General features: G+C 71.2%; 18 protein-coding genes. 8 read left to right on the forward strand and 10 right to left on the reverse strand.

Going from position 1 to position 19,520, the window contains the following annotated elements:
- Nucleotides 1-240: 240 nt before the first annotated feature.
- Nucleotides 241-825, reverse strand: coding sequence for a 2-amino-4-hydroxy-6-hydroxymethyldihydropteridine diphosphokinase (folK, locus tag KBB57_RS18190; RefSeq protein WP_290753335.1), 585 nt, complete (start codon nucleotides 823-825; stop codon nucleotides 241-243).
- A 120-nt stretch (nucleotides 826-945) separates the two neighbouring features.
- On the opposite strand from folK, the gene KBB57_RS18195 reads away from it, so the two are divergent.
- The 3 genes from KBB57_RS18195 to rnhA all read left to right on the forward strand — a co-directional run bounded on the left by KBB57_RS18195 (nucleotide 946) and on the right by rnhA (nucleotide 3,403).
- Complete coding sequence (locus KBB57_RS18195) at nucleotides 946-1,521, forward strand: NYN domain-containing protein (RefSeq protein WP_290753336.1); 576 nt, start codon at nucleotides 946-948, stop codon at nucleotides 1,519-1,521.
- A gap of 426 nt (nucleotides 1,522-1,947) precedes the next feature.
- The gene (ispH, locus tag KBB57_RS18200; RefSeq protein WP_290753339.1) at nucleotides 1,948-2,898 is read left to right on the forward strand and encodes a 4-hydroxy-3-methylbut-2-enyl diphosphate reductase; all 951 of its coding nucleotides are present in this window, start codon (nucleotides 1,948-1,950) and stop codon (nucleotides 2,896-2,898) included.
- 16 nt (nucleotides 2,899-2,914) lie between these two features.
- The gene (gene rnhA / locus KBB57_RS18205) at nucleotides 2,915-3,403 is read left to right on the forward strand and encodes a ribonuclease HI (protein ID WP_290753341.1); all 489 of its coding nucleotides are present in this window, start codon (nucleotides 2,915-2,917) and stop codon (nucleotides 3,401-3,403) included.
- Between the two features lie 111 nt (nucleotides 3,404-3,514).
- Here rnhA and KBB57_RS18210 read toward each other — a convergent pair whose 3' ends face one another.
- From KBB57_RS18210 to KBB57_RS18235, 6 genes are all read right to left on the reverse strand, one after another.
- Complete coding sequence (locus KBB57_RS18210; protein ID WP_290753343.1) at nucleotides 3,515-4,363, reverse strand: 3-keto-5-aminohexanoate cleavage protein; 849 nt, start codon at nucleotides 4,361-4,363, stop codon at nucleotides 3,515-3,517.
- On the reverse strand, nucleotides 4,360-5,091 hold the full coding sequence (locus KBB57_RS18215) for an ABC transporter ATP-binding protein (protein ID WP_290753345.1): 732 nt from the start codon (nucleotides 5,089-5,091) through the stop codon (nucleotides 4,360-4,362). The genes KBB57_RS18210 and KBB57_RS18215 overlap by 4 nt, the downstream gene beginning before the upstream one ends.
- 1 nt (nucleotide 5,092) lies before the next feature.
- Nucleotides 5,093-5,875 carry an ABC transporter ATP-binding protein gene (locus tag KBB57_RS18220; protein ID WP_290753347.1) on the reverse strand — a complete coding sequence of 261 codons (783 nt, stop codon included), beginning with the start codon at nucleotides 5,873-5,875 and terminating at the stop codon, nucleotides 5,093-5,095.
- Nucleotides 5,872-6,843 carry a branched-chain amino acid ABC transporter permease gene (locus KBB57_RS18225; RefSeq protein ID WP_290753350.1) on the reverse strand — a complete coding sequence of 324 codons (972 nt, stop codon included), beginning with the start codon at nucleotides 6,841-6,843 and terminating at the stop codon, nucleotides 5,872-5,874. The genes KBB57_RS18220 and KBB57_RS18225 overlap by 4 nt, the downstream gene beginning before the upstream one ends.
- Complete coding sequence (locus KBB57_RS18230; protein WP_290753352.1) at nucleotides 6,843-7,721, reverse strand: branched-chain amino acid ABC transporter permease; 879 nt, start codon at nucleotides 7,719-7,721, stop codon at nucleotides 6,843-6,845. The genes KBB57_RS18225 and KBB57_RS18230 overlap by 1 nt, the downstream gene beginning before the upstream one ends.
- Nucleotides 7,722-7,821: 100 nt before the next feature.
- Nucleotides 7,822-8,961: an ABC transporter substrate-binding protein gene (locus KBB57_RS18235; protein ID WP_290753354.1), complete on the reverse strand. Its 1,140-nt coding sequence runs from the start codon at nucleotides 8,959-8,961 to the stop codon at nucleotides 7,822-7,824.
- Nucleotides 8,962-9,075: 114 nt separating this feature from the next.
- On the opposite strand from KBB57_RS18235, the gene KBB57_RS18240 reads away from it, so the two are divergent.
- Together KBB57_RS18240 and pobA are read left to right on the forward strand one after the other, a co-directional pair.
- Nucleotides 9,076-9,879 (forward strand): IclR family transcriptional regulator C-terminal domain-containing protein, encoded by an 804-nt coding sequence (locus KBB57_RS18240; RefSeq protein ID WP_290753356.1) that lies wholly within the window; start codon nucleotides 9,076-9,078, stop codon nucleotides 9,877-9,879.
- A 75-nt stretch (nucleotides 9,880-9,954) separates the two neighbouring features.
- Nucleotides 9,955-11,127, forward strand: coding sequence for a 4-hydroxybenzoate 3-monooxygenase (gene pobA, locus KBB57_RS18245; RefSeq protein WP_290753358.1), 1,173 nt, complete (start codon nucleotides 9,955-9,957; stop codon nucleotides 11,125-11,127).
- Between the two features lie 350 nt (nucleotides 11,128-11,477).
- Here pobA and KBB57_RS18250 read toward each other — a convergent pair whose 3' ends face one another.
- Complete coding sequence (locus KBB57_RS18250) at nucleotides 11,478-12,149, reverse strand: GntR family transcriptional regulator (protein WP_290753360.1); 672 nt, start codon at nucleotides 12,147-12,149, stop codon at nucleotides 11,478-11,480.
- A 208-nt stretch (nucleotides 12,150-12,357) separates the two neighbouring features.
- Here KBB57_RS18250 and KBB57_RS18255 point away from each other — a divergent pair, with 208 nt between their 5' ends.
- From KBB57_RS18255 to KBB57_RS18265, 3 genes are read left to right on the forward strand one after another with little or no spacing between them, the layout of a single operon-like run.
- Entirely contained in the window at nucleotides 12,358-13,743 is a 1,386-nt protein-coding gene (locus KBB57_RS18255; RefSeq protein WP_290753363.1) for an SLC13 family permease, read from the forward strand.
- Nucleotides 13,744-13,778: 35 nt separating this feature from the next.
- Nucleotides 13,779-15,140 (forward strand): malonyl-CoA decarboxylase, encoded by a 1,362-nt coding sequence (locus tag KBB57_RS18260; protein WP_290753365.1) that lies wholly within the window; start codon nucleotides 13,779-13,781, stop codon nucleotides 15,138-15,140.
- Nucleotides 15,141-15,165: 25 nt separating this feature from the next.
- The gene (locus tag KBB57_RS18265; protein ID WP_290753368.1) at nucleotides 15,166-16,680 is read left to right on the forward strand and encodes a malonyl-CoA synthase; all 1,515 of its coding nucleotides are present in this window, start codon (nucleotides 15,166-15,168) and stop codon (nucleotides 16,678-16,680) included.
- Between the two features lie 764 nt (nucleotides 16,681-17,444).
- On the opposite strand, the gene KBB57_RS18270 is transcribed toward KBB57_RS18265, so the two are convergent.
- Both KBB57_RS18270 and KBB57_RS18275 read right to left on the reverse strand, forming a co-directional pair.
- A complete protein-coding gene (locus KBB57_RS18270; protein ID WP_290753371.1) occupies nucleotides 17,445-17,657 on the reverse strand; it encodes a DUF2783 domain-containing protein in 213 nt (70 codons plus the stop codon).
- Nucleotides 17,657-19,231, reverse strand: a complete 1,575-nt coding sequence (locus KBB57_RS18275) for an FAD-dependent oxidoreductase (protein ID WP_290753375.1) — start codon at nucleotides 19,229-19,231, stop codon at nucleotides 17,657-17,659. The genes KBB57_RS18270 and KBB57_RS18275 overlap by 1 nt, the downstream gene beginning before the upstream one ends.
- Nucleotides 19,232-19,520 lie beyond the last annotated feature (289 nt).

Here is a 19,520-nt window from a genome sequence, read left to right on the forward strand (position 1 = left end):
GCCAGTTACCCCGCAGCCCCGTCCAGCGGCCCCGCCACGCCCTGCGCGCCAGTCATCCCGCGGCCCCGTCCAGCGGCCCAGCCACGCCCTGCGCGCCAGTCATCCCGCGGCCCCGTCCAGCGGCCCAGCCACGCCCTGCACGCCAGTTACCCCGCGGCCCCGTCCAGCGGCCCAGCCACGCCCTGCACGCCGGTCACCCCGCGGCCCCGTCCAGCGGCCCCGCCACGCCTTGCGCGCCGGTCACCCCGCGGCCCCGTCCTCCGCCAGCGGCTCCGCCCCGGCGAGCGCGCCCGGCGGCAGCGCGGCCAGCAGCTCGCGCACCGTGCGTCCGAGCGCCGGATGCACCCAGTCCGGCGCGACGTCCGCCAGCGGCAGCAGCACGAAACCGCGCTCGTGCAGCCGCGGATGCGGCAGCACGAGGCCCGGCGGCGCCTCCGCCGCCTGCCGCGACGGCTCCAGCGCCATCCATGCGGCCACCGTCGCCGCATCGGGCAGCACGAGGTCCCCGCACGCCAGCAGGTCGAGGTCGCAGGCCCGCGGCGCCCAGCGCCGCCGCCGGTCGCGGCCGAGCGCCCGCTCGACGGCGTGCAGCTCGCCGAGCAGCGCCGCCGGCGCGAGCCCCGTCTCCACCAGCGCCGCGCCGTTGACGAAATCCGGCCCGGCGCCCGGCGGAAAGGCCGGCGTGGCGAACCAGCGGCTCCGCGCCGCGACGCGGACGCCGCGCGCCTCCAGCGCCGCGAGCGCGGCCTCCAGCGTCTCGCGCGGGCTTCCCGCCGGGGACGGCAGGTTCGCTCCCAGGGCGATTGCGTAGAATTTATCCGTCATTGCGCGCACATCCTCGCGATTCGCCTTTCGCGGTCCGCCGCGCCGGCCTATAACCGGCGGAGGACCAAGGCAACGTTGCGTCGCCGGTCAATCACCCGACGTGCTTCGAGGATTTTCTGGATGTTCTATCGCGACGAACGGTTGGCGCTCTTTATTGACGGCGCTAATCTTTACGCGGCGGCTAGGGCTCTCGGCTTCGACATCGACTACAAGCTTCTCAGAAGCGAGTTTGTCAGGCGGGGCAAGCTTGTGCGCGCTTTCTATTACACGGCGATGCTGGAGACCGACGAATACTCTCCCATCCGCCCCCTGGTCGACTGGTTGAACTACAACGGCTTCGCCATGGTGACCAAGCCCGCCAAGGAGTTCACCGACTCGATGGGCCGGCGCAAGGTCAAGGGCAACATGGACATCGAGCTCGCGGTCGACGCGATGGAGATGGCCCCGCACATCGACCACATGGTGCTGTTCTCCGGCGACGGCGACTTCAAGCCGCTGGTCGAGTCGATCCAGCGCCAGGGCGTGCGGGTCTCGGTGGTCTCCACCATCCGCTCCTCGCCGCCGATGATCTCGGACGAGCTGCGCCGCCAGTGCGACAACTTCATCGAGCTCGAGGAGCTGCGCGAGGTGATCGGCCGCCCGCCCCGCGGCGAGCAGGTCTCGTCCCGCGTCATCGCCGAGGCGAGCGACGACTGAGCCAGGCTCCGGCCGATCGCCCCGGCCGGCCGGCCCGCCGACCCTCCCGCGTCGGCGGTGGCGTCCGGGCCGGGCGACATCTCCCAGGGAGCGTCGGCGCGCCTGCCGTCGTGCCAAAGGCGCCTCCGGCGTGGCGGCAGGCAGGCGCTGCGGAGCTGGCGCGTCGCCGGGGATTCGGAGCCCGATGCGCCCGCCCGGCACGACCCCGGCCGCCCCGCCTTCGCACCTCGCCCCCGGCGGCATACATGCATTCCGGGCCTGTGGATAAGTCTGTGTATAATTTTATTGCCAAATAATATCAACACCATGATTGGCGTCACACTGTGGGACATTTCGCCGTCGCCGTCGCCGCAGCCGGAGCGGGCAGGCGCCCTTCACCCTCGCCGCAGGATCGACTAGGGTCCGCCGCGACCAAGGAACCCCCGGATGGCCGAGCCGCTGACCCTCTACCTCGCCGCCCCGCGCGGCTTCTGCGCCGGCGTCGACCGGGCGATCAAGATCGTCGAGATGGCGCTCGAGAAATGGGGCGCCCCGGTCTACGTGCGCCACGAGATCGTCCACAACCGCTACGTCGTCGACGGCCTGCGCGCCAAGGGAGCGGTCTTCGTCGAGGAGCTGGCCGACTGCCCGCCCGACCGGCCGGTGGTGTTCTCCGCCCACGGCGTGCCCCGCGCCGTCCCGGCCGAGGCCGAGGCCCGCCGCATGGTCTGGGTCGACGCCACCTGCCCCCTCGTCTCCAAGGTCCACAACGAGGCGGCCCGCCACCACGCCAACGGCCTCCAGATGGTGATGATCGGCCATGCCGGCCATCCCGAGACCGTCGGCACCATGGGCCAGCTCCCCCCCGGCGAGGTGCTCCTCGTCGAGACCGTGGCCGACGTCGCCCGCATCGCCCCCCGCGACCCCGGCCGGCTCGCCTTCATCACCCAGACCACGCTCTCGGTCGACGACACCGCCGAGGTGGTCGAGGCGCTCCGCGCCCGCTTCCCCGCCATCGTCGGCCCCGGCCGCGAGGACATCTGCTACGCCACCACCAATCGCCAGGAGGCGGTCAAGGCGATGGCGCCCCGCATCGACGCCCTCCTCGTCATCGGCGCGCCGAACTCCTCGAACTCGCTCCGTCTCGTCGAGGTCGGCCGCCGCGCCGGCTGCCGCTACGCCCAGCTCGTCCAGCGCGCCGCCGACATCGACTGGCGCGCCCTCGCCGGCGTCCGCGCCGTCGGCGTCACCGCCGGGGCGAGCGCGCCCGAGGAGCTGGTGCGCGAGGTGATCGACGCCTTCCGCTCCCGCTACGCCGTGACCGAGGAGATGGTCGAGACCGCCGTCGAGGGCGTCGAGTTCAAGGTGCCGCGCGTCCTGCGCGAGCCCGCGGCCTGAGCGCGGCCCGGGCGCGGTGGCCGAGTTCTTCGCCTACACGGACGGGGCCTGCTCCGGCAATCCCGGCCCCGGCGGCTGGGGCGCCATCCTCGTCGCCCGCGACGGCGAGCGCGTCCTCAAGGAGCGCGAGCTCTCCGGCGGCGAGGCCGCGACCACCAACAACCGCATGGAGCTGATGGCCGCCATCGCCGCCCTCGAGGCGCTCGGCCGCCCGGCCCGGCTGACCGTGGTCACCGACAGCGCCTATCTCCGCGACGGGGTCACCCGCTGGATCCATGCCTGGAAGGCCCGCGGCTGGCGCACCGCCGACGGCAAGCCGGTCAAGAACGAGGACCTCTGGCGCCGCCTCGACGCCGCCGCCGCCCGCCACGAGATCGACTGGGCCTGGGTCAAGGGCCACGCCGGCCACCCCGAGAACGAGCGCGCCGACGCCCTCGCCCGCGCCGGCATGGCCCCCTTCAAGCCCGCGCGAAAGCCCCAGCCCCCCGCCGCGACCGGAAGCTGACCCACCGCCGCCGCCGGCCCGCGCCCTCCACGACCGGCAGGCGCAGCAACGCCCGCGCCGCGGCCGAGCGGACGACCGGGCGGCCGCGCCTCCCGCGGAGCCGGACCCGCGCTACCGGCCCGCGGTCTCCAGCGCCGGCAGCCGCAGCAGCGCACGCGCCTCGGCCGGGCTCGCCACCGGGCGGCCGTGCTTCTCGCAGAGCTCGACCACCCGCCGCACGAGGGCGGCGTTCGAGGGCGCGAGGGTGTCGCGGTCGATGCGGACGTTGTCCTCGAGGCCGGTCCGCGCATGGCCGCCCAGCCCGACGCACCACTCGTTGAGCGTCAGCTGGTGCCGCCCGATCCCCGCGCCGCACCACTCGGCGTCGGGCGCGAGCCGCCGCAGCGTCTCGATGTAGAACTCGAAGGCCGGGCGATCGACCGGCATGGCGTTCTTCACGCCCATCACGAACTGCACGTAGAGCGGCGAGGCGAGCGCGCCCGCCCTGGCCATCGCGGCGGCCTGGAAGACGTGGCTGAGGTCGAAGGCCTCGATCTCCGGCTTCACCCCGTGCGTCAGCATCTCGGCGGCGAGCCAGTCGACGAGGTCCGGGCTGTTCTCGTAGACCCGGGTCGGGAAGTTGTTCGAGCCCACCGCGAGCGAGGCCATGTCCGGCCGCAGCGACAGCATCCCCCCGCGCTCCCGCCCGGCGCCGGAGCGGCCGCCGGTGGAGAACTGCACGATCATCTCCGGCACATGCTTGCGCAGGCCCTCGAGCAGCGCCGCGAAGCGGCCGGGGTCCGGGGTGGGCCCGCCCTGGTCGTCGCGCACATGCGCATGGACGATGCGGGCGCCGGCCTCGAAGGACTCGTGGGCCGACTCGACCTGCTCGGCGATGGTGACCGGGACGGCGGGGTTGTCGCTCTTCCTCGGCAGCGAGCCGGTGATGGCGACGCAGATGATGCAGGGCTTGGCGCTCATGGCAGGGCTGCGCTTTCTTCGATATGGCCGCCGAGGAACAGCTGGCCGACGCGGGGATCCGCGAGGAGCCTGGCGGCCCGGTCCTGGAGCCGCGTCTGGCCGAGCTCGAGGACGAGGCCGAAGTCCGACATGGCGAGCGCCGCCTTGGCGTTCTGCTCGACCATCAGGATCGTCACCCCCTGGTCGCGGAGGCGCATCAGGGTGGCGAACACCTCCTGCACCAGGTTGGGCGACAGGCCGATCGACGGCTCGTCGATCAGGATGAGCTTGGGGTCGAGCAGGAGCGCGCGCGCCACCTCGAGCTGCTTCTGCTGGCCGCCGGAGAGCGCGATCGCCGGCTGGTCGGCCTTCTGGCGCAGGATCGGAAACTGGTCCATCACCTCGTCGATCCGCCGCCTCACCCGGCCCTGGTCCTTCGCGGTGACGCCGCCGAGCTCGAGGTTGTGGAACACCGAGAGGTTCGGCACGACGTTGCGCCCCTGCGGCACGTAGGTGACGCCGTGGGCGATCATCTGCGCCGGGCTCGCCCGCGTCACCTCCTGCCCGTCGAGCAGGATGCGGCCGGAATGGATGTTCAGGAGACCGAAGATCGCCTTGAACACCGTCGACTTGCCGGCGCCGTTCGGGCCGATCACCGTGGTGATCGTGCCCTTGCCGATCCGGAAGCTCACCCCGTTCAGGATGGTGATCTTGCCGTAGCCGCCGAAGACCTTGTCGAGCTCGAGCATCTCAGCCTCCGAGATAGGAGTCGATCACCTGCTGGTTCGCCCGGATCTCCTCGGGTGGACCCTCGGCGATGATCCTGCCCTCGGCGAGGACGAGGATGCGCGAGCAGAGCGACATCACGAACTCCATGTTGTGCTCGATGACGACGAAGGTGGTCCCGTGCTCGGCGTTGAAGGCGACCAGCCGCTCCTTGAGGTAGGCGAGCATGGTCAGGTTGACGCCCCCCGCCGGCTCGTCGAGCAAGACGAGGCTCGGCCCGGCCATGAAGGCCATGGCGGCGTCGAGGAGCTTCTGCTGTCCGTAGGAGAGCGCGCCGGCCTTCTCGTCGCGCAGGTGGCCGGCGCGGAAGAACTCGATCATCCGCTCGGCCTCCCCGGTCAGCCCGGCGTCCGAGGGGCCGAAGAGCCGCGAGAGCATGGTGCCCTTGTGCTCCTGGCCGGCGAGGATGATGTTGTCGATCACGCTCATCTCGGGAAAGACCGAGAGCTGCTGGAAGGTGCGCCCCACCCCGAGCTTGTTGAGGTCGCAGGCGCGCTTGCCGAGCGTCGGCTCGCCGTTGATGAAGACCTCGCCGGAGGTCGGCGGGTACTGCCCGAGGATGCAGTTGAAGAGCGTCGACTTGCCCGAGCCGTTCGGGCCGATCAGCCCGAGGATCTCGCCCGGGTAGACGTCGAAGCTGACGCCCTGGACCGCCTTGATGGCGCCGAACGCCTTGGTGACGTCGCGGACCGACAGGACCGGCCTCGCGCCCGCGGCGCCCGCCTCGATCGGGGAATGCGCGTTCACAGCTGCGCTCCCTGCTGGAGGTCGCCGCGCACCCGCTGGCCGCGCCATCTCGCGGCGGCCCGCCGGAAGAGGCCGATGACGCCCGAGGGGCAGAAGATCATCAGCACCAGCACGGCGGCGGCGTAGATCATCAGGTAGTACTCGTCGGTGACGCGCAGCAGCTCCGGCAGGATGATGACGAGCGCCGCTCCGAGCATCGGCCCGAAGTAGAACCCGGCCCCGCCGACGACGACCATCAGGAGCAGCCGCAGCGAGTGGACGAGGCCGTAGGCGGGCGGGTCGATGAACTGCACCAGCGGGGCCTGCAACGCGCCGGCGAGGCCGCCCATGGCCGAGCCGATGGCGAAGGCGAGGAGCGTGATCAGCCGGATGTCGACGCCGAGGGAGTTGGCGCGGACCGGGTTCTCGCGCAGCGCCTTGAAGGCCCGGCCCCAGGGCGAGTGGACCAGCCACCAGAAGGCGAAGGCGGCGATCAGGAAGACGACGAGGGTGAAGTAGTAGAAGGAGAGGTTCGACATCGTCGAGACGCCGAGGAACGTCGGCCGCATGATCCCGGCGAGGCCGAGCGAGCCCCCCGTCAGCCACTCCTCGTTGCGCAGCACGAGGAAGACCAGCGTGTTGAAGGCGAGGGTGACGAAGGCGAGGAAGTGGTGCTGGACCCGCAGCGCCGGGTAGCCGAGCCCGAGCCCGACGATGAAGCAGAAGACCATGGCGACCGGCGCGGCGAGGATCCAGTGGACGCCCGCCATGGTCAGGATCGCCGTGGTGTAGGCGCCGATCCCCATGAACGCCGCCTGCGCCAGCGAGACCTGCCCGGCGTAGCCGAGCGTCAGGTTGAGCCCCATGGCGGCGATCGAGAGTATCAGCCACGAGCAGAGCACGTAGATGATGTAGTTGCCTTGGCCGAGGGGCGCGACGACGAGCCCGGCGACCCCGAGGAGGACGAGGACGAGGGTGCGGGCGGTCATCAGACGGTCCTCCCTTCGGCCGTGCCGAGCAGGCCCTGCGGCCGGACGAGGATGATGACGATAAGCAGCACCAGCGGGATCGCCGCGCGGTACTCGGCGGAGCCGTAGGCGGCGGCGAGGTTGTCGAGGACCCCGATCAGCAGCCCGCCGACCAGCGCCCCGCGGATCTGGTTGAAGCCGCCGACGATGGCCGCGATGAAGGCGATGAGGCCGATCGACTCGCCGTTCGAGAACTTGGCGAGGTAGATCGGCGAGATCAGGAACGAGGCGACGGCGGCGAGGGCCGCGTTGATCAGGAAGGTGTAGAGCACCATCCGCTGCACGTTCACCCCGAGGATCTGCGCCACGCCCGGGTTCTGCGCGGTCGCCTGCATGGCCCGCCCCGTGCGGGTGCGGTTGAGGAACAGCTGCAACGCCGCGACGACGAGGAGCGAGATCAGGAGGTTGGCGATGTCCTGCGCCGAGATCACCGCGCCCATGACGTTGATCGGCGCGTCCGAGAACAGCGACGGGAAGGGCTGCGCCTCGGCCGAGTAGAAGACCTTGACGCTCTCCTTCATCAGCAGCCCGAGCGCGATCGTCGCCATGACGATCGGCAGCGACCCGTGCGGCAGCATCGGCTCGATGACGAGCTTCTTGAACGCGAGCCCGAGCACCAGCAGCGACACCAGCATCGCGAAGGCGAGCGACACGACGAACGGCAGCCCGAGCCAGTGCATCCCGACCAGCGCGAAGAACGCCGGCAGCATGACGAACTCCCCCTGGGCGAAGTTGATGGTCTGGGACGCCTGCCAGAGCAGCGTGAAGCCGATGGCGGCGAGCGCGTAGATCGATCCCGTCGCCAGACCCGACAGGACGATCTGGATGAACTCGGTCATGCTTTCCTCGGTCGCAAGCGGACGAAGGGCGCCGGAAGCGATCCGGCGACCCGGGCGGAACCGGGAGGCGGCCCGCCCCGCGGCGGGCCGGGAAGGCGGATCAGTTGGCGGGCAGCGTCGCCGTGACGACCTGCTTGCCGCCCTCGACCTTGACGAGATAGCTCTCGCGCGAGACCTCGCCGGCGTCGTCCCAGCTCACGTCGATGAGGATGCCGGGGTTCTCGGCGGCGGTCAGCTTCAGGCCGTGCAGGCGCTCGGCGATCTTGCCGCTGTCGAACTCGCCGACCTGCTCGGTGGCGTACTTGATCGCATAGGCGCCGATATAGCCCTTGATGGCGTTGTGGTCGGGCCGGTAGCCGTACTTGGCCTGGAACGCCTCGGCCATCTTCTGCACCTGCGGGCTCGGCGCGTCCGGCGTCAGCCCGACATGGCCCATGGCGCCGTCGGCGGCCTCGCCGGCGAGGTCGATGACCTTCTGGCCGATCAGCGTCGTCTCGCCGACCAGCGGCTTGTCGACGCCCTGCTTGCGCGCCTCGCGCAGGAAGCGGGCGCTCTCCTCCTCGGTCAGGTAGACGAAGATCGCGTCGGCGTCGGCGCCCTTGGCCTTGACGACGTCGGCGGCGAAGTCGGCCTGGGCGTTCTCCGTCGGGATGTCGGCGGTGATCTCGATGCCGCGCGTCTCCATCTCGGCGGTGAACGCCTCGTGGCCGGCCTTGCCGAACTCGGTGTTGGCCCAGACGACGGCGACCTTCTTCACGCCCATCTCGTCCTGCATGTACTGGGCGATCTTCGGCATCGACTTCTGCGAGCCGAACGAGGTGCGGAAGATGAACGGATTGCCCATCGCGGTGATTCGCGCGCTCTCCGAGCCGGTGAACTGCGGGATCCCGGCCTGCTGGGCGACCAGCATGTTGACGATGGTCGAGCCCGAATAGACCGTGCCGAGCAGCGCGAAGGCGCCTTCGTCGATCGCCTTCTGCACCATCGCCCGCGAGGTCTGCGCGTCGGACTGGCTGTCGTATTCCGGCATCTCGACCTGCTTGCCGAGGATGCCGCCGGCGGCGTTGATCTCCTCGACCGCCATCTTGGCGCCGTCGCGCCAGTTCACGCCCGAGGTCGCACCCGGGCCGGAAAGCTCGGCGATGTTGGCGATGATGACGCTGTCCTGCGCCCGGGCGGCGGGCAGCGCGGCCCCCATCGCCAGCAGGGCGGCCAGGCCGAGCACGTGACGTCTCTTCATTCTTCCTCCTCCGACTGCAAAGGCCATTCGGCCCGATCTTGTTCGCATTGCGAACTTAAATTCTGTATGCGAACATGCCGGGGCCGGGCGATTCTGTCAACGGGAAGTTTCGGAATGTCATTCCAGATTGGGGCCATATCCGAAAACGATCCGGAGCGGCCCTCCCGCGACCATGTCGGCTCGCTCCAGCGCGGCCTCGCGGTGCTGGAGGTGCTGTCGGCCCGCCCCGCCGGCATGACGATGACCGAGGTCGCGAGCGCGGCGCAGCTCACCCGCGCCGGCGCCCGCCGGCTCCTGCTGACGCTCGAGGCCGCGGGCTACGTCGAGCTCGAAGGGCGGACCTTCCGGCTGACCCCGAGGCTCCTCGCGCTCGCGCGCGCCTGGCTGCAGGGCTCCACCCTCTGGTCCTGCGCCGCGGCGCCGATGCGGGCGCTGTCGGCCCGGCTCCAGGAATCCTGCTCCGTGGCGGTGCTCTCGGGGCGCGACATCGTCTATGTCGCGCGGGTGCCGGGGCGGCGAATCATGAGCGTCGCGCTCCATGTCGGCGTCCGCCTGCCGGCCTGGTGCACCTCGCTCGGCCGCGTGCTCCTCGCGGACCTGCCGGCGGAGGAGCGGGCCGCCTTCCTCGCCGGCGTGGAGATGGAGCGGCTGACCCCGCGGACGATCGCCGAGCCCGCCGCGCTCGCCGCCGAGATCGAGCGTTGCCGCGCCCGGGGCTTCTCGATCGTCGACGAGGAGCTGGAGCTCGGCCTCCGCTCCATCGCCGTGCCGCTGCGCGACCACGGCGGCCGCGTCATCGCCGCCCTCAACGTCTCGATCCCGTCGAGCCGGTTCACCCCGGCCCAGATGGAGGCCGAGATCCTCCCGCCGCTCCGCGAGGCCGCGCGGCAGATCGAGGAGTATTTCGTGCTCGAGTGACCCGGGGCCCGTCTGCCGGCTTTCGTTGAAGGCTCCGCCGGACCTATGACAGGGGGGGAGGAGCGGAGGACATCCATGCGCACGCAGGTCGCGATCATCGGCTCCGGGCCGTCGGGCCTGCTGCTCGGGCGGCTGCTGACGCTTGCGGGCATAGACAACGTCATCCTCGACCGGGTCGACCGCGACTACATCCTCGGCCGCGTCCGCGCGGGCGTGCTGGAGCAGGGCATGGTCGAGATGATGCGCGAGGCCGGCGCCGCGCGCCGGCTCGACGCCGAGGGGCTGCCGCATGACGGCTTCGACATCGCGCTGAACGGGGTGCTGCGGCACATCGACCTCGCCGGCCTCACCGGCGGCAAGCGGGTGACCATCTACGGCCAGACCGAGCTGACCCGCGACCTGATGGACGCGCGCGAGGCCGACGGGGCCGTGAGCATCTACGACGCGCTGCACGTCACGCCGCGGGACTTCGTGCGCGGCAGGCCGTGGATCAGCTACGAGAAGGACGGGGGCACGCACCGGCTGGACGCCGACTTCATCATCGGCTGCGACGGCTTCCACGGGGTGAGCCGCAAGGCGGCCCCGCCGAAGGCGGTGCGGACCTTCGAGCGGGTCTATCCGTTCGGCTGGCTCGGGCTCCTCGCCGAGGCGCCGCCGGTGCGGCCGGAGCTCGTCTACGGCAAGCATCCGCGCGGATTCTCGCTCTGCTCGATGCGCTCGCCGACCCGCAGCCGCTACTATCTTCAGGTGCCGCTCACCGACCATGTCGAGGACTGGTCCGACGACGCCTTCTGGGACGAGCTGCGCCGCCGCCTGCCGGCGGAGGTCGCCGACGCGGTGGTGACGGGAGCGTCCTTCGAGAAGTCGATCGCCCCGCTGCGGAGCTTCGTCGCCGAGCCGATGCGGTTCGGCCGGCTGCTCCTCGCCGGTGACGCCGCCCACATCGTGCCGCCGACCGGGGCGAAGGGGCTGAACCTCGCCGCCTCGGACGTGCGCTACCTGTTCGACGGGCTGCGCGAGCACTACCTCGACCGCTCCGACGCGGGGCTCGACGCCTATTCCGACCGGGCGCTCGCCCGCATCTGGAAGGCCGAGCGGTTCAGCTGGTGGATGACCACCATGCTGCACACCTTCGCCGAGGACGACGCCTTCGGCCGGCGCATCCACGACGCCGAGCTCGCCTACACCCTCTCCTCCACCGCGGCCCGCACAGCGCTGGCCGAGAACTACGTCGGGCTGCCCTACTGACGCGGGGCTGCGCGCCGCGCGACGAAAGTTCCCGACCTGCCCGGCCGGCGTCTCCGCCACCCGAGCGGCGAGGTCCGTCCCGCGACGGCGCCCGCCGGGTGACATGCGCATGTCACCCGGCTCGACGCGGAGCGGTAGCGGCAGGGGACGGCGGAACCTCGAAGTGAGTCGCACGGCGCCGCGAAATGCGGCGCTGATAACGATGCAATGATTTTCACCGTTTATATTCAAAATATTTCGAAATATATTTGCGCGCAAATTCGTGCAATTTCCAGGCGCGCCTCCGCTTGGCGGTTTCTTCTGCCATTCCCGACCTGACCATGGCTTCCGTCAGAAATGGCTCCCTCTCGTCATCCCGCCGCGGCGCGCTCGCCCTGGCGAAGCGCGGCGAGGAGGTCGTGGAAGCGGTCGCCCTGGATGACGACGTGGTCGCGCATCGCGGCGGCGGCGGCCTCGGGGTCGCCGGCGCGGATCGCCGCCACCACGGCGTCGTGCTCGGCGAAGGAGCGGGCCATGCGGTTGCGGACCTGGAGCTGCATCCGGCGGTAGGGCTGGAGCATCGCGTGGAGCCGCGAGGCCTGCTGCTCCAGGAAGGCGTTGTGCGTCGCGCGGTAGACGCAGTGGTGGAAGTCCGAGTTCCGCAGGTAATAGGCCTCGACGTCGCCCGCCTCGGCCAGCTCGCGGCAGGCGGCGTGGACCGCCTCGAACTCCGCCATCTCGGCGTCGGTGATCCGCCGCGCCGCGAGGCGGGCGCACATCGCCTCGACCTCCGCCATCACCTCGAACCGCTCGGCGAGCTCGGCCGCCGTCCATTCCGAGACGTAGGTCCCCCGCTTCGGCAGCACCCGCACCAGCCCGGAGGCCTCGAGCTGCTGCAACGCCTCGCGGATCGGCGTGCGCGAGCACTCGAACTCCGCCGCCAGCGCCTCGGGATCGAGTCGCGATCCCGGCGGATAGCGGCCGTCGACGATGGCGTTCTCCAGCGCCCGGCGAATCCGCAGCGTGTTCGGCACCGTGCTCACCCGCGGGCCCTCCCGATCCAACAGCCTCATCCATATAGGAATTCACCAATCGCATCCACATGGCAATTTGATATATACAACACGATGCCTTGAGCGTATAAGATAGCCCGACGTGCATGTGAGAGTCGCGCCGAAGCGGCTCCGAGACGGACAAATGCCGGCGCCCCGCGGCGACGGGAACGCATCGCTAGGGAAGGAAACCCCCGGAATGACCCCGCAGCTCCTATCCATCTACGCGCTCGTGGCGATGTTCGTCGTCGCGACGCTCTGGCCCATCAACATGGGCGTGCTCGCCTTCGTCGGCGCCTTCCTCGTCGGCACGATCTTCGCCGGCCAGGCGACCAAGGACATCATCGCCGGCTTTCCCGGCGGCCTCTTCCTGACCCTCGTCGGCATCACCTGGCTGTTCGCGCTCGCCCAGAACAACGGCACCATCGACTGGCTGGTCCGCCTCGCGGTCCGCGCGGTCAAGGGGCGCATCGCCGCGATCCCGTGGATCATGTTCGGCATCTCGGCGCTCCTCACCGCCGTCGGCGCGGTCAGCCCGGGCGCGGTCGCCATCATCGCGCCCATCGCCCTCGGCTTCGCCTTCCGCTACCAGATCTCGCCGATGCTGATGGGCCTGATGGTCGTCCACGGCGCGCAGGCCGGCGGCTTCTCCCCGATCTCGATCTATGGCGGCATCACCAACGGCGTCGTCGCCAAGGCCGGGCTGCCGCTCTCGCCGATGACCACCTTCGCGGCGAGCTTCGCGGTCAACGCCGCGGTCGCGCTCCTGCTCTTCCTCGTCCTCGGCGGCCGCAAGCTGATGCAGGCGGCCCCGGCCGCCACGGGCGACGCGATCACCGTCCCCCATATCGAGATCGCCCGCCCCGCCACCGGCCCGCAGATCTTCGGCGACAGCGAGGCCGAGGCCCTGAGCCCGCAGATCGCCCGCGAGGGCGGCCAGGGCGACGCCAACCGCCTCACCGCCGACCCGGCGACCGGCGAGCGCGACGGCAGCCTCTACCAGGTCGTGACGCTCGCGGGCCTCGCGCTCCTCGCCGTCCTCGTCCTCGCCTTCAAGCTCGACATCGGCTTCGTCTCGCTCTCGATCGGCCTCGTCCTCGCGCTCTGGGCGCCCGACATGCAGAAGCGGGCGATGACCCAGGTGGCCTGGCCCGAGATCATGCTGATCACCGGCGTCTCCACCTACGTCGCGGTGCTGGAGCACATGGGCACCATCGACTTCGTCGGCCACAGCGTCGCCGGGCTCGCCTCGCCGATGCTGGCCGCGCTCCTCCTCTGCTTCATCGGCGCGGTCGTCTCCGCCTTCGCCTCCTCGACCGCGGTCCTCGGCTCGCTGATCCCGCTCGCCGTGCCGTTCCTGCAATCGGGCGCCGGCGTCAGCGCCATCGGCTTCATCGCCGCCATGGCCGTCGCCTCGACCATCGTCGACGTCAGCCCCTTCTCGACCAACGGCGCGCTCGTCCTCGCCAACGCCCAGGGCGTCGACCGGCAGGTCTTCTTCCGGCGGCTGCTCGGCTACGGCGCCATCGTCACCGTCGTCGCGCCGGTCGTCGTGTGGCTCCTGTTCATCGTGGTGCCGGGATGAGCCTCGACCGCGCCGCGCCCCCAAGGGAGACCCCCATGCCGAAGCCCGTCCCCGCCGACCGCCACGGCCGGCCCGCCCTGCTCGGCGACCTGCTCGACACGCTGAGCGAGCGCGGCCGCAAGCTCCTCGGCCGGCCCGAGCCGGCGGCCGCGACGGCCGCGCCCGACCTCACCGAGCTGGCCGGGCTCCTGCTCTCGCGGCGCGGCGAGGCCTCCGGGGTGGCGCTCGCCGGCGCCCTCGTGGCCGCCTTCGACGCCGCCGGCCCGGAGGCGCGCCTCGCCTTCCTCGCCAGCCTCGCCGACAGCTTCGGCCCCGACCGCGACGCGGTCGAGGCGGCGATGGCGGCGGTCCGCACGGACGCCCCCGGCGCGCTCGAGGCCCTGCACGCCGCGGCCGAGCCGCGGCGGCAGGAGCTGCTCCGCCGGGTCAACCTCGCGCCCGGCGGCACCGCGGCGCTGGTGCGGATGCGCGAGGAGCTGCTCCCCCGCCTGCGCGAGCGCCCCGACCTGCGGACCGTCGACGCCGACTTCGCGCATCTCTTCGGGTCGTGGTTCAACCGCGGCTTCCTGGTGCTGCGCCACATCGACTGGACGACGTCCGCGCATATCCTCGACAAGATCATCCGCTACGAGGCCGTCCACGCCATCCGCAACTGGGACGACCTGCGCGCCCGCCTTCAGCCGTCCGACCGGCGCTGCTACGGCTTCTTCCACCCGCAGCTGGTCGACGAGCCGCTGATCTTCGTCGAGGTTGCGCTCACGCAGGCGATCCCCGACAACGTCGCGGATCTCCTCGACCTGGAGCGCGAGCCGATCGCGGCGCGGGAGGCGACGACGGCGGTGTTCTACTCGATCTCCAACACCCAGAAGGGCCTCGCCGGGGTGTCCTTCGGCAACTTCCTCATCAAGCAGGTGGTCGAGGACCTGAAGGCCGAGCTGCCGAACGTGAAGACCTTCGTCACCCTCTCGCCGGCGCCCGGCTTCGCCGCCTGGCTGAAGCGCGAGGCGGAGGCGGAGAGCGCGCTGATCGGGGCGGAGGCGCGCGCGGCGCTGGCGCTGGTCGCCGAGCCGGGCTGGCATCTCGACCCGGAGAAGGCCGAGGTCGTGCGCGCCGCGCTCCTGCCCCTCGCGGCGCACTACTTCCTCAAGGCGAAGGACAGGGCCGGGCGCCCCGTCGATCCGGTGGCCCGCTTCCACCTCGGCAACGGCGCGCGGCTGGAGCGGCTGAACTTCCTCGGCGACGTCTCGCCGAACGGGCTCCGGCAGGCGCACGGGCTGATGGTCAACTACCTCTACGACCTCGGTCAGATCGAGAAGAACCACGAGGCGCTGGCCGAGAAGGGCCGGATCGCCGCCTCCGACGAGGTGCGCCGGGCGCTGCCCGCCGCCGCCTCCTGACCCCATCGCTCATTCGGTGAACGCCATGAACGCCAATCTCTTCGCCCTCCTCGCCGACGGCATCGCCGACCCGGAGGCCCTCGCCATCGAGACCGCCGCCGGCGAGCGGATCACCTATGGCGACCTCGTCGCCCGCGCCGGCCGCATGGCCAACGCGCTGGCGGGCCTCGGGGTGCGGCCGGGGGACCGGGTCGCCGCGCAGGTCGAGAAGTCGGTCGAGGCGATCGTGCTCTATCTCGGCACGGTCCGCGCCGGCGGGGTCTTCCTGCCGCTCAACACCGGCTACACGCCGGCGGAGATCGACTACTTCGTCGGCGACGCCGAGCCAGCGGTCTTCGTCTGCGACCCGGCCCGGGCCGAGGCGCTCCAGCCGACCGCCGATCGGGCGGGCGCGCGGCTCGTCACCCTCGACGCCGCGGGGCGCGGCACGCTGAGCGACGCCGCCGCCGCGGCGCCGGAGGCGTTCGAGACGGCGGCGCGCGAGGCGGACGACCTCGCGGCGCTCCTCTACACCTCGGGGACCACGGGGCGGTCGAAGGGGGCGATGCTGACGCACGGCAACCTCGTCTCCAACACGCGGGCGCTGATCGACGCCTGGCGGTTCACGCCCCGGGACGTGCTGATCCACGCGCTGCCGATCTTCCACACCCACGGCCTCTTCGTCGCGACGAACGTGACGCTGTTCTCCGGGGCCTCGATGATCTTCCTGCCGAAGTACGACGCGGGCCGCATCCTCGGGCTGATGGGACGGGCGACGGCGCTGATGGGGGTGCCGACCTTCTACGTGCGGCTGCTGGAGGAGTCGGGGCTGACGCCGGCGGCGACGGCGCGGATGCGGCTCTTCGTCTCCGGCTCGGCGCCGCTCCTCGCCGAGACGCACCGCGAATGGCAGGCGCGCACCGGCCACGCCATCCTCGAGCGCTACGGGATGACCGAGACCAACATGAACACCTCGAACCCCTATGACGGCGACCGCGTCGCCGGCACCGTCGGCCTGCCGCTGCCGGGGGTGGAGATCGTGGTGACCGACCCGGAGAGCGGCGCGGCGCTGCCGCAGGGCGAGATCGGCATGATCGAGGTCCGCGGCCCGAACGTGTTCAAGGGCTACTGGCGGATGCCGGAGAAGACCGCGGCGGAGCTGCGCGACAGCGGGTTCTTCATCACCGGCGACCTCGGCCGCATCGACGAGCGGGGCTACGTCCACATCGTCGGGCGGGGCAAGGACCTGATCATCACCGGCGGCTACAACGTCTATCCCAAGGAGGTGGAGGCCGAGCTCGACGAGATCCCCGGCGTCTTCGAATCCGCGGTGATCGGCGTGCCGCACCGCGACTTCGGCGAGGGCGTCACCGCGGTGATCGTCCCGACCGGCAAGATCGAGCTGAGCGAGGCCGACGTGCTGAGGCGGCTGGAGGAGCGGCTGGCGAAGTTCAAGCTGCCGAAGCGGGTGCTCTTCGTGGATGCCCTGCCGCGCAACACCATGGGCAAGGTGCAGAAGAACGTGCTCCGCGACACCTATGGAGAGCTCTACAAGGGCTGAACGGCTTCGGCCGATCGCCCGCCGGACCCGGCTCCGCGCACGCGCCGCGTGCGCCGGCAAGGGTCGACCCGCGGCGACGTCTCGCCTCGCGACGGCGCCCGCAGGTTGACATGCGCATGTCAACCTGCTCGACGCGGAGCGGTTCGGGCGGGGGCGGCGCAACTTCAAAGTGAATCGAACGGCGCCGCGAAATGCGGCGCTGACGACTGTGCTATGATTTTCTGCTCGGGTTCGTCCGACAGCATCGCCGGCGATTGGCCATGAGGGCGCACGGCCCTGGTCTCGCGTAGCGTGGCGCGTCAGGCACACTACACGACACCTGTCTGCTCTGCTGGATCTACGGGGCGCGCGCGAGCGCCGACCGACCGAAGCGGGCTTGCCCGCGAGGCCCGGCGCGACAGGCGAAAGCACGGCTTTCGCCGCGCCGACGGCTGAAGCGCGTTGGCGCGGAAGCCGTGAGGGGCGCCGATTTCTCCGGGAGCGCGCCATCCGTCCGTGAGCGCCCCGGCGAGCGCGGAATCGCGCTCGCCCCCCGCAGGGGCGATCGCGGACGGATTTGCCACGGGTCAAATCCGTCTGGCGTCGGCGTCGCGGTCAGCCTCGGGCCGGGCTTCCTCTCCACTGTCGTGCAGTGTGCGCGTCAGATCTCGCCAAAGTTCGCTCACGTAAAATCAATGACTTAGCGAATATTCACGCGTGAACACACCTCCGCCGGGTCGTCTCGCGCGCCGCGCCGGTCCTGCCCGGGTCTCGGCCCCCCGCCGTCAGCCCTTCGGGTCGGCGGCGGTGCGGCGGGCGAGGCGGATGGCCTGGAGGACGGTCTCGCGGTCGCCGACGTGGTTGATCAGGATCAGGATCAGCCGCGCCTGCGCCCGCAGGCAGGCGGTCTCGTCGAGCCCGTCGGTCAGGCCGACGAGCGCCTCGTAGACCTCGTCCGCGCCGCCGAGGTTCGGCTGGAGGTTCAGCCGGCCCGCCATCACGCCGCCATGGCCCGGTCGAGCGCCGCGTCGACGTCGGCCCGGACGGACGACTTCCAGCGCGCCGCCACGTACTGGTCGGGCCGCACCAGGTAGGCCGCGCCCTTCTCGAGCCCGAGCCGGTCGATCGCCAGCCGGTCCTCGTCGCTCACCTCGACCACGCGCAGCCCGTGCGGGGCCTTGCCCTCCCAGCCGCGGCTCAGCAGCGTGAACTCGTCGCCGAGCGCGTCGAGCAGCCAGCCCTCGCCGAGCGGCGCGTCGACCACCACCGAGCCGGGGGCGACGCCGTCGTCCCAGGCCTCGGCGTCCGGGGTGGAGAGCGGGCTGTCGAACACGATCGCCGTCGAGGGCCGGCCGGAATTGACCAGCGGCCGGGCGAAGTCGTGGTCGCGCGCCAGCTCCAGCACCGCGTCGCGCAGCGCCCGGCTCGCCACCGATTTCGGCGTCAGGAAGTCGGAGGAGCGCGTCGAGTGCATCAGGTTCTCCTCGGCGGCCGCGGTCGCCTCGGCGTCGTAGGTCTCGAGCAGCGCCTCGCCGGCCGTGCCGCGGATGACGAGGTCGAGCTTCCAGCCGAGGTTGTCCACGTCGGCGAAGCCGCCGTTGCAGCCGCGGGCCCCGAACGGCGAGACGAGATGCGCCGCGTCGCCGGCGAAGATCGTGCGGCCGTGGACGAAGCGGTCCATGCGCCGGCACTGGAAGGTGTAGACGCTGTACCACTCGCGCTCGAACTCGACGTCGTCGCCGAGCATGGCGCGCACGTAGGGCTCGACGTTCTCCGGCTGCACCGCCGCCTCGCGGTCGACGTCCCAGCCGAGCTGGAAGTCGAGCCGCCACACGTCGTCGGGCTGCTTGTGCATCAGCGCCGACTGGCCGGGGTTGAAGGGCGGATCGAACCAGAACCACCGCTCCATCGGCATCTCGTGCTTCATGCGGATGTCGGCGATCAGGAAGTTGTCCTGGAACACCCGCCCGTCGAAGTCGAGGCCGAGCTCGCGGCGCACCGTCGAGCGCGAGCCGTCGCAGGCGATCACCCACTCGGCGCGCAGCCGGTAGGCCCCGCCGGCGGCCGTGACGGCGAGGTCGACCCCGTCGTTCATCGCCGTCACCGCCTCGACCTTGTGGCCCCAGCGGATCGCCACGTTCGGCAGGCCGGCGAGCGCCTCGATCAGGAACTCCTCGACGTAGTACTGCTGGATGTTGATGAAGCCCGGCCGCTTCTGGTCCTTGAGCGGGCGGGTGTCGTAGCGGTAGACCGGGTCGGCCTCGTCGCGCCAGAAGATCTTGCCGACCTCCCAGGTCAGGCCCTTCTCCATGATGGCGTCGCCCACGCCGAGCCGGTCGAAGATGTCCATCGTCCGCTTGGAGAAGCAGATCGCCTTCGAGGCCTGCGCCACGAAGTCGAGCCGGCTCAGCACGACGACCGAATGCCCGCGCCGGCCGAGATCGAGCGCCATGGCGAGCCCGACGGGCCCGGCGCCGACGATGGCGACCGTGGTGTCCTCGCGCCCGTCCGGCATCGGGACCGGGCTCGGCTCGAACTGCCGGAAGATCTTGAACCCGCGACTCTTCAACATGGCACCCACTCACTCACTTGCCGCAACTTCGCCCAGACCCCCGTCGCGGTCCATCATCGAAACGCGAGCATGCTTAACATGCCCGTGCCCGTTCAGCATGTGTGGAACCCCCTCGTCGCGCCTCTGCGGGCCCGCCTGCCCCATGGGGCGGCTGGGCTGGCTCGGTCCGCCTACGACTCGGGCGACGTCCCCCACGCGCCTCCGGCCCCGTCTGGCTATCGTTGCAGCGCGTCATTTTCAAGTCCGGCGATCGTCCCGGGCGCGGCGGCGGCGCGGCGGCGCCACAGGC

The sequence above is a fragment of the Amaricoccus sp. genome (assembly GCF_017993425.1).
GTDB lineage: Bacteria > Pseudomonadota > Alphaproteobacteria > Rhodobacterales > Rhodobacteraceae > Amaricoccus.

Coding starts and splice junctions, on each gene's coding strand:
- folK (WP_290753335.1), bottom strand. CDS start 825: ATGACGGATAAATTCTACGCAATCGCCCTGGGAGCGAACCTGCCGTCC.
- KBB57_RS18195 (WP_290753336.1), top strand. CDS start 946: ATGTTCTATCGCGACGAACGGTTGGCGCTCTTTATTGACGGCGCTAAT.
- ispH (WP_290753339.1), top strand. CDS start 1,948: ATGGCCGAGCCGCTGACCCTCTACCTCGCCGCCCCGCGCGGCTTCTGC.
- KBB57_RS18210 (WP_290753343.1), bottom strand. CDS start 4,363: ATGAGCGCCAAGCCCTGCATCATCTGCGTCGCCATCACCGGCTCGCTG.
- KBB57_RS18215 (WP_290753345.1), bottom strand. CDS start 5,091: ATGCTCGAGCTCGACAAGGTCTTCGGCGGCTACGGCAAGATCACCATC.
- KBB57_RS18225 (WP_290753350.1), bottom strand. CDS start 6,843: ATGACCGCCCGCACCCTCGTCCTCGTCCTCCTCGGGGTCGCCGGGCTC.
- KBB57_RS18230 (WP_290753352.1), bottom strand. CDS start 7,721: ATGACCGAGTTCATCCAGATCGTCCTGTCGGGTCTGGCGACGGGATCG.
- KBB57_RS18235 (WP_290753354.1), bottom strand. CDS start 8,961: ATGAAGAGACGTCACGTGCTCGGCCTGGCCGCCCTGCTGGCGATGGGG.
- KBB57_RS18240 (WP_290753356.1), top strand. CDS start 9,076: ATGTCATTCCAGATTGGGGCCATATCCGAAAACGATCCGGAGCGGCCC.
- pobA (WP_290753358.1), top strand. CDS start 9,955: ATGCGCACGCAGGTCGCGATCATCGGCTCCGGGCCGTCGGGCCTGCTG.
- KBB57_RS18255 (WP_290753363.1), top strand. CDS start 12,358: ATGACCCCGCAGCTCCTATCCATCTACGCGCTCGTGGCGATGTTCGTC.
- KBB57_RS18260 (WP_290753365.1), top strand. CDS start 13,779: ATGCCGAAGCCCGTCCCCGCCGACCGCCACGGCCGGCCCGCCCTGCTC.
- KBB57_RS18265 (WP_290753368.1), top strand. CDS start 15,166: ATGAACGCCAATCTCTTCGCCCTCCTCGCCGACGGCATCGCCGACCCG.
- KBB57_RS18270 (WP_290753371.1), bottom strand. CDS start 17,657: ATGGCGGGCCGGCTGAACCTCCAGCCGAACCTCGGCGGCGCGGACGAG.
- KBB57_RS18275 (WP_290753375.1), bottom strand. CDS start 19,231: ATGTTGAAGAGTCGCGGGTTCAAGATCTTCCGGCAGTTCGAGCCGAGC.